We start from the raw sequence: 13,944 nt of genomic DNA, 5'->3' as shown, positions 1-13,944 counted from the left end.
CACCAATTAGCCGTTTCGACGGTGCATCAAAGGCTGGAACCCTAGAGAAATCGAAGGTCCCGGCCTTTTTTGTGCCCGTCTTCCGCATCCGACGCAGACGCTCACCCCCTCACGGCAACGTAAACTTCCGCGCCATCCGCAGCGGCCACACCGAGGTGAACTGCGCACCGCCCACCAGCCGGTACGCCGCGGACACGCTGTGCAGCACGCCCATCGCCTCCAGCACATCCTTGGTCTTCCGGAACGTCGGGCGCGGATCCGCGGTGAACATGAAAAGGTTGATCTCTTTCGCGCTGACGTCGTAACCGTCCAGCGTGGCGGCCTTGCCGAGCGCGTTGGTCAGCTCGGCCTCCAGCGTGGCCAGAAAGGCCTCGTCGTCCAGCGACTTTCGCCAGAACTTGATCACAAGCTGGTAATCCATCAGGCGTTCCCGTCGTTCAAGAAGTGAACCGCCAAGGGTACCCGCATGGCAGGCATCACGCTGTCTTTGAGGCGGCCGCAATCATCTGCGCCAGCCGGTCGGCGATGGCCTGCCGCACCTTCGGCGCCAGCCGCGAGCGCGACAGCGCTTCGAACACCCACATGCCGTCGGCGGCGAGCTTGGCGATGAACAGGTCCAGCGCAGCCGGGTCGCTCAGGTCCTGCGGCGTGGGCGGCGACCAGCGTTCGACCACATCGGTCCACGGCTGCATGTTCTCGTCGGTGGCGGCCGCGTCGAACATCAGCTGCAGTTCGGCCCGGGTGGCCGTCTGCGCGCAGGTGAGCGCGTAGGCCTGGTAGCGCTCAGTGGTCTCCGCCTCGTCGGCAGGTTTGCCCGCGGCATCGATCATGCTCGCCTCCCACACGCCGGCCAAGTGCTGGTGGATGCCCTGCAGCAACGCATCACGCGAGGGGAAGTGATACAGCAACCCGCCCCGGGCGATGCCGGATTCGGCAGCGACGGCTTCGAAAGTGAGCGCTGTGATGCCGTCGCGTTCGATCACGCGGACGGCGGCATCGAGGATGTTGGTTCGGTTACTCGGGCGCATGGGTCAGTGGGCGTGGGAGACGGTGGTGGCCGTGCCGGGGCCATGGCGGCGCAACAGCACGCCGGTGGTGACGGTGCCAACCAGCAGCACGGCGGCGATCACATACAGTATCCAGACATAGCTGGCATCGTAGGCGCTGGCGGCAGCACGTAGCCAGCCTGCATCGGCACCGGGCTGCGCGGCCAGTGCGAACGCCTGCTGGATGCTCTCGCCCGCCGCAGCGTCCACACCGTCCGGCAGCGTCACGGTGGCCGAGTACAGCGCAGCGATCAGGCTGCCCAGCAGGGAGACCGCGAACAGGCTGCCGAATTCATAGGACACCTCCTCCACCGAGGAGGCCATGCCGGCGCGGTGCGGGGGCACGTTGCCGATGATCGCAGTGGAGGCCACGGAGATGGTGGCGCCCATGCCCAGCCCGGTGAGCAGCAGCCCGGCGATGGTCCAGCCGAGGTCGCTGCCGAACGTCATCGCCACCAGCAGCACGCCCGCGGTGCCTGCGCCCAGCCCACCGGTGATCAGCGGCAGCAGCCCGACGCGGTGAAGGAACATGCCACCGAAAATGGCGCTGGGCAGGCACCCGATCGCCACCACGGACACCAGCAGGCCCGCCTGCAAGGGGGTGTAGTCGGCGACCAGCTGAAAGCGCTGGGTGGTCAGCAACTGCAGGCCGGCGATCGCGAACATCGCAAACGCCGCAGAGAGCACACCGGCCAGGAACGGCGCATTGCGGAAGATGGCCACGTCGAGCATCGGATACGGCAGGCGGCGCTGGCGGCGCAGGAACAGCACCAGCCCCACCACGAATACCAGCGCCGCACCGGCTGCGAGCAGCCCGTTCGGCGGCGCATGCGCGACCTCCTTGATCGCCACCACAAGGCCGGACAAGGCGATCAAACTGAGCAGCGAGGAGATCAGGTCCCATGGCTTGCTTGCATCAGGCCGCCCGTGCGGCGCGAACAGCACGGCCCCGACCATGGCCAGCAGCACGATCGGCACATTGATCAGAAACACCGCGCCCCACCAGAAGTGCGCCAGCAGCACGCCACCGACGATCGGGCCGAGGGCCGCGCCGACGATGGAAATGCAGCCCCACACGGCGATGGCCAGGTTGCGCTCGCGCTCGTCTTCAAAGGTCAGGCTGATCAGCGCCAGCGTGGCGGGCATCATCGCCGCCGCGCCCACGGCCAACAGCGCGCGCGCGGCGATCAGCAGATTGGCGTCCGGCGCGAACGCGGCCAGCAGCGAGGCGATGCCGAAGATCGCCAAGCCGATCAGGAACATGCGGCGGTGCCCCAGGCGATCGCCGAGGGTACCGGCACCCAGCAGCAGGCCAGCCATCACCAGGGGATAGGCGTTGATGATCCACAGGCCCTGCAGCGGGGTCGCACCCAGTTCCTTGGTCAGCGTGGGCAAGGCGGTGTAGAGCACCGAGTTGTCGAGCGTGATCAGCAACAGGCCGGCGGCAACGGTGAGCAGCAGGCTCCAGCGCTGGGTCTTGGTCGGGGTCATGGGGCGTCAGGAGGGGCAACGGAATCGTAACTATACAGGACGTCCTGTTTTGTTTGGCCCGTGTACCGCCGACGCGTTCAGCCTGCGGCGACGCACCGTGTGCGCACTGCGCGCTGGCCGCTGCGCCGCCCCAACTGCGTTTACCTCATTGCAGGGGGCTCACCCGGGCAGGCGGGCGCCTGTCCGGTATGGACTGTGTTCGGGGAACGCTATGGACGGACAGAAAGAGGCTTTTCGGCTGGCGCAGGCCGAGTTGGCGCAGTGCTGGACAGGCGGGATGTCAGCCGCTGAGCGCTGGGCGGTGTATGACGCGATCCACGATCGACTGATCGCGCAATGGCCTGCCGAGGCCCATCGCATCGTCGGCATGATGGTGATGTGGGTGACCGAGATCCGCGGCTCCTGCCCGGCTCCGTATCGCACGGCAGATGCGGGCATGAGTGACAGCGCGCTGCTGCGCGCGTGCCGTATCGATTCGTGAGGGGCTACGGCGCCGTCGGCTGGAACGGATCGGTGTGACCGGCCACTTCCATGTTGATGGCATTGATCAGGGCCGACACGGCAGTCGCCAGGCGGCGGCTGTCCGCGATGGAGCCGAAGAACAGAATCGAGGTGCCGTCCAGTTCGACCCCAGCCAGGCCGAGTTCGCCCTTGAGCGCGGCCACGCGTTCGTCGAACAGCGCCAGCCAGTGGGCATCGGGCACAACATCAAGCATGGCCACAATGGCCTCATCCGCGCCGTGATCGACAATGGTCTGCAATGTCGGGACGTCGAAACCCAGCAGGCGCGGCACGCTGCTGTCCGGTACGGGGATGCTCATGCGGGCATGGTAGTCGGTCAGCCGGGCGGGTGCCCGAAGACGTTCAGGAACACGCGATGCTTTCTCGCTGGCCGCAACACAAACGGCCCGGCCCACCCGGCCGGGCCACGGTGCGTACGGACCCGTTTTATTCTTCCTGATCGCTCTGCTGGCCCGAGCGCTGACCCTGCTGATTCTGGTCCTGCTGTTGCTGCTGCTTCTGGGCATCGCGATCGCGCTGATCCTGCTGCTCCTGCTGACCCTGCTGCGGGGCGTTGCGCTGCGGATCATTCTGACCCTGCTGCGGGTTCGGGGTGTTGGCCATTGCCGTATCTCCGGTGTTCGGCATCGAAGCGGTGCCGGTGAATCCACGCTAGGCCTGCCGGCGTTACCCATGTGTGCGTGATGGGCGCTTGTGCATGCACGCGCCGGGCACCTGCGTAAACAATTCAGAACGCACTGGAAAGCGACACCGATAGAGCACATTGCGTTCATCACCCGTCGGCGGTGAACCACAGCGCCTCGACAATCCCTTGATCGGGTCGCGCTCATGCTCGAGACGAAACACCCATGTCGGGGCCACCAAGGACATGCCATGACGCCGCTCCGCTCGCTGCTGTTGACCACCCTGCTCGCCCTGACGCCGATGCTGGCCACCGCGGCGGACAAGGTCACCACCCCCCCCGTGCACTTCACCAAGGGCGCCAGCAGCGCCACCGTGCGCGGCACGTTGTCCGGCTATGACACCGTCCGCTACACGATCGCCGCGCGCGCCGGCCAGACCATGGCGGTGACCATCGACGGTAGCCCGAATGCCAACTTCAATGTGTTTGCGCCCGGCGTGACGCCCGGCCAGGGGGAGGCACTGGGCAGCAACAACGAGAAGCGCCGCTGGAGCGGCACCCTGCCGACCACCGGCACCTATGTCGTACAGGTCTACCAGATGCGTGCCCAGGCGCGTCGCAATGAAAAAGCACCGCACAGCCTGACGGTCGCGATCCGCTGAGCCCTGCCCCGGGTATCCTCGGCGTTGTCGGCTTCTTCCTCGCAAGGACCCCGGGATGGACTTCCTCAAACTGCTGCGGTCGCTGGAAGAGTTTCTCTACGAGCTGTGCACCTGGTTCCTGTTTTTTCCGCGCACGCTGTACCGCGTGATCGTGCATCCGCGGCGGATGGCCCAGTACGTGGATACCGAGCTGAAGGAAAAACTGGAGCGCCAGTTCGACGATGCGATCAGCCCGCCCATGTTCCTGATGCTGGCGGTGCTGGTCGCGCACGGGGTGGAGCTGATGCTGCACCAGCAGGTGGTCGGCACCGGGGCGTTGTCGCGCTCGATCTTCGGCAATGAAGAGAGCCTGCTGCTGTACCGCTCGATCACGTTCGCGATCTGGCCGCTGGTGACCACCACGCACCTGCTGCGTCGCAAGCACGTGCCGATGACCCGCGAGTCGCTGCGACGCCCGTTCTTCATGCAGTGCTACCTGACCGCGCCGTTCGCGGTGGCGCTGTCCACCAGCATGGTGTTCGTGCGGCTTCCGGGCCAGTTGTCGACCACGCTGGGCATCGCGGTCGGCGTGCTCGCCGCGCTGTGGTATGCGGTGGTCCAGGCCGGGTGGCTGAAGGTCGCGCTGCAGCGCTCGTGGCTCAACACGATCCTCTCGACCCTGTGGGTACTGGTACTCGGCGCTGCGATCAACATGACGATCGGCGTGATCCTGCTGTCGAATTGAGTGCGTCGGTGGGCGCCTCCGGAAGACGCGAATAGAGGTCGAAATCGCGCGACACGCCCGCGACCAGACGGTACCGGCGAAGCCGCCCCTCATGCTCGAAGCCACAGCGGCGAAGTACACCCGCCGAGGCGACATTGGTATCCAGTACCGAAGCCTGGATCCGATGCCAGCCGAACTGCCTCCACGCCCACGCTACCACTTCGTTGCACACGGCACTGGCGATACCGCGTCGCCAGTACTGCGGCGCAAGCTCGTAAGCTATCTCGGCCGTTCCATGCTGAGCATTGATACTGTGGAAACCGATGCTGCCTGCCAGCACACCCTGGGCGTCAAGGATGCCCAAGCGGACCTGAGATGCGGATGCATCGTCGCCGCAGGCCTCCAGGATCGGCATCAGATCCTCGGCCGAGGACAGCGACCAGCTGGTCTGGGCGGTCACCTCAGGCAAGCGCAACACCGCATACCACGCATGGGCGTCTTCGGGCCGTAACCAGCGCAGGGAGACGCCGGGCAGACCAATGGAGGGCAAGGCAACAGGCGACGGGGTCACAGCGTTCTCCAGCGAGGCATGGCACCATTCAAGCGAACAGCAGCGCCGTGTACAAGCGTACAGGCGCACACTTCATGACGCCGGACCCGGCCTGTTCCCCCGACCAACCGCCATGTCCCGCATATCCTTCCCCCGCCCTTCCATGCGACCCTTTGGGAACGTTTTCATGGAATGGAGGGATTCCACATGCTGTCTCGTTTCCATCGGCCCGCGCTGCTGGCCCTGATGATGCTCGCCGCCCCGCTGGGCAGCGCCTGGGCGCAGGCACCGGATGCGTTGAAGGTGATGTCGTTCAACGTACGCACACCGGCCGACACCGATCCGGGCAAGCGCTGGGAAGACCGCCGCGATGCGATGGTCACGCTGATCCGCGAGCAGAAGCCCGAGGTCATCGGCACCCAGGAACTGGTCAAAAAACAGGGCGACTATCTGGTCTCGCACCTGCCCGGCTATACCCTGTTCGGCAGGGACCGGCGCGGCGGCAGTGGCGATGAACACATGGGCGTGCTGTACGACAACACGCGCCTGAAGGTGATCGAGTCAGGCGACTTCTGGCTCTCCGATACACCGGACGTGCCGGGCAGCATCACCTGGGGCAACCTGTTCCCGCGCATGGTGACCTGGGCGCTGTTCCAGCGTCAGGCCGACGGCCAGCGTTTCTATCTGTTCAACACCCACCTGCCCTACCGCGATGAGGATGAGCCACGCCGCGTGCTCGGTGCCAAGCTGATCGTCTCCCGTCTGGCTGCACTGCCCAAGGACATCCCGGTGGTCGTCACCGGCGATTTCAATAGCGAGCCGGGCAGCGACACCTACACAGCCTTTACCGCCGCGCTGGGCGATGCTCGCAAACTCGCTGCCAAGGTCGATGGTCCGCGCCTGACCTTCCATGATTTCACCGGCAAGCCCACGGTGGAGCTGGACTGGATCCTGGTGCGCGGCTTCAGCGTGGACAGCTTCAGCACGCTGGACCAGAAGCCCGGTGGCGTATTGCCGTCGGATCATTACCCGGTGCAGGCGGAACTCCGGTTCCCCGCGGGCACGACGACGGGCAAGTAAGGAAACGCGCGATGGGCGGTCACAGCACCGTCCATCGGCTTCAGCATGGCCGCCCGGCGGCCATGCGCGTCCATCACCGCATCATGTCTGCCGCTCATCGATCTGCTGCAGCAGCCGGTACAGCGCTTGGTGCTGCTCACGTGCCTGGCAGATCCGCGCGCCGATGGCGATGAACACACCGGTGGCGATCAGGCCGATCTCGAATAGACCTTCGGTCAGGCAACAGAATCCCGTGACCACCGCAAGGATCGCCACCACCAACAGCGCGATCACGCCACGGGAAAGTCCCGCGCCGGATGCAGGTCCCGGGTCGTGCAGATGCAGGCGGACAGGACGCCACGGATTGGGTTGCATGCGGGCCACTCCAGAAAACGACCCACGCTTTTAGCACCGTGCGCAGAAACCGTGCAGAGGCAAAGCCGTCAACCGCGACGCACTGCGCAGCGGATGTGACGGCTGTTGCCTTTCGTGCTGTCGGGACGGCGCCCTCGCCGCCCCCTGACCCACGCGCCGGTCAGCGTTGCGTGACCGCCACCGGGGTGTTGGCCGCATCCTGCTGCTGGCCCCAACCACCCAAGGCCTTGTACACACCGACCACGCTGACGTTGACCGTGGATTCGGCCTCGGCGAGCGCATCATTTGCGGCCAGTTGCGTGCGCTGTGCATCCAACAGGGTCAGGAAGTCTTCCGAGCCCTCGCGGAAGCGGATCTGCGCCAACTCCTCGGCGCGGCCTGCCGCCTGGGCCTGCTCGGCGACAATCGCCAGGCGGGCCTGCTGCTTGGCGTAACGCGTCAGCGCGTTCTCGGTGTCTTCCAGTGCCAGCAGCACGGCCTTTTCGTACTCGGCCGCAGCGCCGTCAGCCTGCGCCTTGCTCGCGCGCAGACGTGCCTTCACCGTGCCGAAATCGAACGCGGCCCAGCTGATCGACGGGGTCACCGACCAGGCTTTGTTGCTGCCGTTGACCAGCCCGCTGGCATCGCCGGAGAGGAAGCCGACAAAGCCGCTCAGGCTGATCCGCGGGAACAGGTCAGCCGTGGCCACGCCAACGCGCGCGGTCGCCGCAGCCAGCCGACGCTCGGCCACGCGCACATCGGCGCGCTGACGCAGCAGATCGGTGGTGTCACCGAGCGGCAACGCCTTGGCGTACGGCCGCGTCTCGCGCGGCTGCAGCAGGCTGTCCAGTGCATCCGGGCGCTGGCCCAGCAGCACCGCCAAGCGATGACGCGACTGCACTTCGGCCACTTCCAGCAGCGGGATGTCGGCCTCGATCGCCTTCAGACGCGCGCGGCTGCTCTGCACATCCAGTTCGCTGCCGGCGCCCAGTTCCCACCGGGTTTCGGTGAGTTTCTGAGTGTCGCGCAGGTTGACCAGCGTGCGTTTTGCCACCGCGATGCGCTTCTGGGTACCGCGCAGTTCGAAGTAGTTGCGGGCCACTTCGGCGGCGACGGTGACCTGTGCATCGGCGAGGTTGTCCTGCTCGGCGCCCAGGTCCGCGCGCGCTGCTTCGGCGGCACGGCGCTGGCGGCCGAACAGATCCAGTTCCCAGCCGGCATCGAAGCCGAGCTGATAACTTTCGCTGAAGACACGCTCGCCACCCACCGTTGCATCGGGCTGCTTGCGACGGTCGTAGCTTCCGCCGCTGGTCACGTGGGGCAACTGGTCCAGGCGCTGCTCGACAAACACCGCGCGGGCCTCGCGCACGCGCGACATCGCGATGCGCAGGTCCAGGTTGGTGCCCAGTGCTTCATGTACCAGCTGCTCCAGCACCGGGTCGTCGAACTGGGCCCACCAGCTCGCCACCGGCGAGGTGGTGGTGAACACCGGCGCGGCGGCGCCCTGCAGGGTCACCGGCTCGGCCGGCGGCGCCTGGTAGTTGGGGCCGACGCTGACGCAGCCGGCCAGCAGCGCGCTGGTCACGGCCACGGTCAACAGGCGGATCACCATGGCAGCACCTCGCCGAGGTAGGTGAAGCTGCCGTTCGGGCCATCGGCATCGATCAGTGCCATACCGACGCTGGAACGCGCGCCGTCGCTGATCTCGATCTCACCCTCGCCACCGTTCATGTCGGTTTTGACGTAGCCCGGATGCACGGTGTTGACCTTGGTGGTGCTCTCGCGCAGCTCATAGGCCAGCTGCACGGTCCAGGCATTCACAGCGCTCTTGGAGGCGTTGTAGGCCGGCACCGCGAAGCCGTAGATCGGCGAGCCCGGCTGGCTGTGCAGGGTCAGCGAGCCCAGGATGCTGGACACGTTGACGATGCGGCCGGCCGACGAGGCGTTGAGCAGCGGCAGGAACGCCTGGGTGACAGCGATCACGGCGAACACGTTGGTGTCGAAGGTGTCGCGCCAGGTCTGCAGGGTCTGCGCCGAGGGGGCCAGTTTGATGTCGTCGAGCAGGATGCCGGCGTTGTTGACCAGGATGTCCAGGCGGCCGTGACGCTCGGTCACGGTCTGCACGGCGGCGGCGATGCTGGCGGCATCACCGACGTCGAGCTGGATCGCTTCCACCGGCAGGCCCTCGGCCTGCAGCTTCAGCGCCTCGGCCACGGCGACGTCGCGCTTGCGCCCGGCCAGCAGCGTATGCACGCCGGCCTGGGCCAGCTGACGGACGGTTTCCAGGCCGATGCCGCGGGTGGCACCGGTGACCAGGGCGATCTTTTGGGTAGCGGTATTCATAGGAAAAACCTCGCGGGGGAAGGAATCAGTGGTGGATGGTCGGTTCGCCGTGGGTCACCAGCTGCCCGCCGCCATTACGGCTGACGAACTTGCGCAGGGCCACGTAGAACACCGGGGTCAGGAACAGGCCGAACAGGGTGACGCCCAACATGCCGGCGAACACCGTGATACCGGTTACTGAGCGGACTTCCGCACCGGCGCCATGCGAGATCACCAGCGGAATGGTGCCGGCGATGAACGCGATGGAGGTCATCACGATCGGGCGCAGACGCAGGCGGCACGCTTCCAGTGCAGCCTCCACGATGCCCTTGCCGCCCATTTCAAGTTCTCGGGCGAACTCGACGATCAGGATGGCGTTCTTGCATGCCAGGCCCATCAGCACCACCAGGCCGACCTGCACGAACACGTTGTTGTCACCGCCCGTCATCCATACGCCGAACAACGCAGACAGCAGGGTCATGGGGACAATCAGGATCACCGCCAGCGGCAGCGACCAGCTTTCATACAGCGCGGCCAGCACCAGGAACGCCAGCAGGATCGCCACCGGGAACACGATGAAGGCGGCCTTGCCCTGGGTGGCCTGCTGGTAGCTCAGGTCGGTCCACTCGGTCTGCATGCCCACCGGCAGCACCTTGCCGGCGATTTCGGTCAGCTTGGTCATGGCCTCGGCCGAGGACAGCATCCGCGGGTCGGCTTCGCCGGCCAGATCGGCCGCCGGGTAACCGTTGAAGCGCAGCACCGGGTCCGGGCCGTAGGTCTGCTTCACGGTGACCATGGAGCCGATCGGCACCATCTCGCCGCGGTTGTTGCGGGTGCGCAGGCGACCGATGTCTTCCACGCTGTCACGGAACTGGCCGTCGGCCTGGGCGATCACCTGCCAGGTGCGACCGAACTGGTTGAAGTCGTTCACGTACGCCGAGCCCAGGTAGGTCTGCAGCGTGTCGAACAACTCGGTCAACTCCACGCCCTGGGCCTTGGCCTTGACGCGGTCCACTTCGGCATCCAGCTGCGGCACGTTGGCCTGGTAGCTGGTGATCGGGAACGCCATGCCCGGGGTCTGCGCGACGGCGCCCTGCATCGTGCTCACTGCAGTCTGCAGTGCGCCGTAGCCGAGGTTGCCGCGGTCCTGGATGAACATCTGGTAGCCGTTGCCGTTACCCAGGCCGAGGATCGGCGGCGGCATCATGGAGAACGCGAAGCCCTCCTGCAGCCCGGCGATCTTGGCGTTGATCTCGGCATTGATCTGCGCGGCGGTGCGTCCCTTGCGCTCACTGAACGGCTTGAGCGGAACGAACGCTACACCGGTGTTGGGCGTGTTGGTGAACTGCAGCGCGTTCAGACCCGGGAACTGGATCGTGTGCGCCACGCCATCGGTGTTGCGCGCGATCTCGGCGACCTTGGCCAGCATGGCGTCGGTACGTGCGATCGAGGAGCCTTCCGGCAGCTTCACACCGGCGATCAGGTACAGCTTGTCCTGGGTCGGAATGAAGCCGGCCGGCACCGCCTTGAACATCAGGCCGGTGGCCAGCAGCAGGCCGGCATACACCACGAACACCAGGCCACGGCGGCCCAGCAGGCGGCCGACCGAACCGTGGTACTTCTCCGAGCTGGTCTTGAAGAAGCGGTTGAACGGACGGAAGATCCAGCCGAACAGACGATCGATCAGACGGGTCAGGCCATCCTTCGGTGCACCGTGCGGCTTGAGCAGACGTGCGGCCAGGGCCGGCGACAGGGTCAGCGAGTTGATCGCCGAGATCACGGTCGAGATGGCGATGGTGACGGCGAACTGCTTGTAGAACGCACCGGTCACGCCCGACAGGAACGCCATCGGCACGAATACGGCACACAGCACCAGCGCGATCGCCACGATCGGCCCGGAGACTTCACGCATCGCCTGGTGTGCCGCGGCCAGCGGGGTCAGGCCTTCTTCGATGTTACGCTCGACGTTCTCCACCACCACGATCGCGTCATCGACCACGATGCCGATCGCCAGCACCAGCCCGAACAGGGTCAAGGTGTTGATCGAGAAGCCCAGCACGTACAGCGCCGCAAACGTACCCACGATGGACACCGGCACGGCGATCAGCGGAATGATCGAGGCGCGCCAGGTCTGCAGGAACAGGATCACCACCAGCACCACCAGCGCGATCGCTTCCAGCAGCGTGGAGACCACGGCCTTGACCGAATCGCGCACGAAGATCGTGGTGTCATACACCGCTTCGTATTTCACACCCGGCGGGAACTGCTTGGTCAGCTCATCCATGGTGTGGATGACCGAGTCACGGATCTCCAGCGCGTTGGCGCCCGGGGCCTGGAAGATACCGATACCGACTGCGTTCTTGCCGTCCAGCTGCGAGCGCAGCGTGTAGTCACCGGCACCCAGTTCCAGGCGGGCGACATCGGACAGGCGCACCACTTCACCGTCGTCACCGGCCTTGAGCACGATTTCGCGGAATTCCTGTTCGGTACGCAGGCGGCCCTGGGCGTTGATCAGGGTCAGGAAGTCGCTGCTCGGCATCGGCTCGGCACCGAGCTGGCCGGCCGAGACTTGGACGTTCTGCTCGCGCATCGCACGCACCACGTCGCTGGCGGTCAGGCCGCGCGCGGCGATCTTGTCCGGGTCCAGCCACGCACGCATGGCGTAGTCGCCGCCGCCGAACATCTGCGCATCACCGACGCCCTGCAGGCGTGCCAGGGCATCCTTGACGTGCAGGCGGGCGTAGTTGCGCAGGTACAGCGAGTCGTACTTGCCGTCCGGCGAGGTCAGGTGGACCACCATCAGGAAGGTCGGCGACTGCTTCTGGGTGGAGACACCCTGGCGGCGCACGTCTTCCGGCAGGCGCGCCTGCGCCTGGGCGACGCGGTTCTGCACCTTGACCGCCGCCTCGTCCGGGTCGGTACCCGGGCGGAAGGTCACGGTCATCTGCAGTACGCCGTCAGAGCCGGCGACGGACTTGATGTACATCATGTCCTCGACGCCGTTGATCGCTTCTTCCAGTGGCGTGGCCACGGTTTCAGCGATCACCTTGGGGTTGGCGCCCGGGTACACCGTGCGCACCACCACCGATGGCGGCACCACTTCGGGGTACTCGCTGATCGGCAGCATGGGGATCGCGATCAGGCCTGCGGCGAAGATCACGATCGACAGCACCGCCGCGAAGATCGGCCTGTCAATGAAAAAACGGGAAAAGTCCATGGGTGGATTCCTGGGGTTTCACCAGCGCCGGCGTGCACGACCCCGGCCGCTGTCGCAGGCGACAGCGGTGGCGGGTTCCCCTGCACGGGGCGATGGCAGTCACGGTAGAGCCGACCGTTGGTCGGCTGCTATGTAGAACCGACGGTCAGTCGGCTGCCCTTCAATTCTTTGCAACAGCCGGCGCGGCTACCGGTGCGGCAACCGGCTGCATCGCAACGGCCTTGGCCTGAACCGGCATGCCGGGCATGAAGACTTTCTGCACGCCGTCGATGATCACGCGGTCACCGGCCTTCAGGCCCTGCTCGACGATCCGCAGGCCGTCGGCGTTGCGGCCGAGCTGGATATCACGGCGCTGTGCCTTGTTGTCCTTGTCGACCACGTAGACGAACTTGCGGTCCTGGTCGGTCAGCACGGCCTTGTCATCGATCAGCATGGCCTGGAACTGGCCGCTGCCCAGCAACTGCACGCGGGCGAACAGCCCCGGGGTGAAGGCGCGGTCGGCGTTGTCCAGCAGCGCGCGGACCCGGATGGTGCCGGTGCTGCGGGTGACCTGGTTGTCCAGGAAATCGACCTTGCCTTCATGCGGGTAGCCGTCCTCACCGGACAGGCCGACCTTCACCGGCAGTTCGCTGTCGCGCTCGCTCGGGCGTTCCCCCTTGCGGGCCATCTGGGCGTAGCGCAGGAAGGTGCCTTCATCGGCATCGAAGTACACATGCACCTTGTCCAGCGAGACCAGCGTGGTCAGCACGCTGGCGCTGTCGCCGGCGGTGACCAGGTTGCCGGCGGTCACCATCGCGCGGCCGGCACGGCCGTTGATCGGGGCGCGCACCTGGGTGAATTCCATGTTCAAGCGCGCTGCATCAACCGCCGCCTGCGCGGCCTGCACCTGCGCCAGGGCCTGCTCGGACACGGCACGGCGCTGTTCCCAGGTCTCCGTGGAAATCGCCTGCTGGTCGGACAGGCGGCGGGCACGGTCGGCTTCGCTGCGGCTCACCTGGGCCTGGGTGCGCGCGCGGTTGAGCTCGGCGGTGGCGCGGTCCAGCTCGGCGCGGTAGCTGCGTGCGTCGATGGTGAACAGCACATCGCCCTTCTTGACCTCCTGGCCTTCGACATAGTTGACCTTGTCGATGTAGCCGGAGACGCGCGGGCGCAGTTCAACGCTTTCGACCGCTTCGACGCGGCCGCTGAAGTCGTCCCACTGGCTGACCTGCTTGACCAGCACCGGGGCGGCACTGACCGAGGGCGGCGGCGGCATGCCGGCTTCCTCAGCGTGGCTGCCACTGCAGGCGGTCAGCACCGCGGCGGCAAGGATGGAAACGCCGGCCATGGCCAGCCGTCGGGTGAAACGATGCGGGGAGGAGTTGGAAGTCATGTCATGCATCCGTACGTAGGGGTG

Annotated in this window: 15 protein-coding genes; 4 read left to right on the top strand and 11 right to left on the bottom strand. The window is 66.2% G+C overall.

What is annotated here, in order from left to right; translation table 11 throughout:
- Positions 1–109: 109 nt before the first annotated feature.
- From AC06E9_RS12640 to AC06E9_RS12630, 3 genes are read right to left on the bottom strand one after another with little or no spacing between them, the layout of a single operon-like run.
- Positions 110–421, bottom strand: coding sequence for a hypothetical protein (locus AC06E9_RS12640; RefSeq protein ID WP_152151603.1), 312 nt, complete (start codon positions 419–421; stop codon positions 110–112).
- 55 nt (positions 422–476) lie between these two features.
- Positions 477–1,028 carry a TetR/AcrR family transcriptional regulator gene (locus tag AC06E9_RS12635; RefSeq protein WP_478056166.1) on the bottom strand — a complete coding sequence of 184 codons (552 nt, stop codon included), beginning with the start codon at positions 1,026–1,028 and terminating at the stop codon, positions 477–479.
- Positions 1,029–1,031: 3 nt separating this feature from the next.
- Positions 1,032–2,537, bottom strand: coding sequence for an MFS transporter (locus AC06E9_RS12630; protein WP_478056165.1), 1,506 nt, complete (start codon positions 2,535–2,537; stop codon positions 1,032–1,034).
- Between the two features lie 277 nt (positions 2,538–2,814).
- On the opposite strand from AC06E9_RS12630, the gene AC06E9_RS12625 reads away from it, so the two are divergent.
- The gene (locus AC06E9_RS12625) at positions 2,815–3,018 is read left to right on the top strand and encodes a hypothetical protein (RefSeq protein WP_478056164.1); all 204 of its coding nucleotides are present in this window, start codon (positions 2,815–2,817) and stop codon (positions 3,016–3,018) included.
- Between the two features lie 4 nt (positions 3,019–3,022).
- On the opposite strand, the gene AC06E9_RS12620 is transcribed toward AC06E9_RS12625, so the two are convergent.
- Together AC06E9_RS12620 and AC06E9_RS12615 are read right to left on the bottom strand one after the other, a co-directional pair.
- A complete protein-coding gene (locus AC06E9_RS12620) occupies positions 3,023–3,358 on the bottom strand; it encodes a hypothetical protein (protein ID WP_226956590.1) in 336 nt (111 codons plus the stop codon).
- A 127-nt stretch (positions 3,359–3,485) separates the two neighbouring features.
- Positions 3,486–3,662 (bottom strand): hypothetical protein, encoded by a 177-nt coding sequence (locus AC06E9_RS12615; protein ID WP_478056163.1) that lies wholly within the window; start codon positions 3,660–3,662, stop codon positions 3,486–3,488.
- Between the two features lie 270 nt (positions 3,663–3,932).
- On the opposite strand from AC06E9_RS12615, the gene AC06E9_RS12610 reads away from it, so the two are divergent.
- Together AC06E9_RS12610 and AC06E9_RS12605 are read left to right on the top strand one after the other, a co-directional pair.
- The gene (locus AC06E9_RS12610; RefSeq protein WP_478056162.1) at positions 3,933–4,343 is read left to right on the top strand and encodes a g-type lysozyme inhibitor; all 411 of its coding nucleotides are present in this window, start codon (positions 3,933–3,935) and stop codon (positions 4,341–4,343) included.
- A gap of 55 nt (positions 4,344–4,398) precedes the next feature.
- On the top strand, positions 4,399–5,067 hold the full coding sequence (locus tag AC06E9_RS12605; protein ID WP_478056161.1) for a hypothetical protein: 669 nt from the start codon (positions 4,399–4,401) through the stop codon (positions 5,065–5,067).
- Here AC06E9_RS12605 and AC06E9_RS12600 read toward each other — a convergent pair.
- The gene (locus tag AC06E9_RS12600; protein WP_462090847.1) at positions 5,030–5,617 is read right to left on the bottom strand and encodes a GNAT family N-acetyltransferase; all 588 of its coding nucleotides are present in this window, start codon (positions 5,615–5,617) and stop codon (positions 5,030–5,032) included. The two genes, AC06E9_RS12605 and AC06E9_RS12600, sit on opposite strands and share 38 nt — an antisense overlap.
- Before the next feature lie 186 nt (positions 5,618–5,803).
- Between AC06E9_RS12600 and AC06E9_RS12595 the strand changes: the two genes are divergently transcribed.
- The gene (locus AC06E9_RS12595; protein WP_462090848.1) at positions 5,804–6,676 is read left to right on the top strand and encodes an endonuclease/exonuclease/phosphatase family protein; all 873 of its coding nucleotides are present in this window, start codon (positions 5,804–5,806) and stop codon (positions 6,674–6,676) included.
- 81 nt (positions 6,677–6,757) lie between these two features.
- On the opposite strand, the gene AC06E9_RS12590 is transcribed toward AC06E9_RS12595, so the two are convergent.
- The 5 genes from AC06E9_RS12590 to AC06E9_RS12570 form a co-directional block, all read right to left on the bottom strand.
- A complete protein-coding gene (locus tag AC06E9_RS12590; protein ID WP_265310040.1) occupies positions 6,758–7,030 on the bottom strand; it encodes a hypothetical protein in 273 nt (90 codons plus the stop codon).
- A gap of 160 nt (positions 7,031–7,190) precedes the next feature.
- A complete protein-coding gene (locus AC06E9_RS12585) occupies positions 7,191–8,621 on the bottom strand; it encodes an efflux transporter outer membrane subunit (RefSeq protein ID WP_478056160.1) in 1,431 nt (476 codons plus the stop codon).
- A complete protein-coding gene (locus tag AC06E9_RS12580) occupies positions 8,615–9,352 on the bottom strand; it encodes an SDR family oxidoreductase (protein ID WP_455898971.1) in 738 nt (245 codons plus the stop codon). Before AC06E9_RS12580 ends, AC06E9_RS12585 begins: the two co-directional genes overlap by 7 nt.
- Before the next feature lie 25 nt (positions 9,353–9,377).
- Entirely contained in the window at positions 9,378–12,548 is a 3,171-nt protein-coding gene (locus AC06E9_RS12575) for an efflux RND transporter permease subunit (protein ID WP_478056159.1), read from the bottom strand.
- A 160-nt stretch (positions 12,549–12,708) separates the two neighbouring features.
- Positions 12,709–13,920: an efflux RND transporter periplasmic adaptor subunit gene (locus AC06E9_RS12570; RefSeq protein WP_121041918.1), complete on the bottom strand. Its 1,212-nt coding sequence runs from the start codon at positions 13,918–13,920 to the stop codon at positions 12,709–12,711.
- Positions 13,921–13,944 lie beyond the last annotated feature (24 nt).

Source organism: Stenotrophomonas sp. Steno-Z10-BAI (assembly GCF_056393115.1).
The sequence above is the reverse complement of the archived record's forward strand: the minus strand, read 5'-3'. Positions and strand labels throughout refer to the sequence as shown.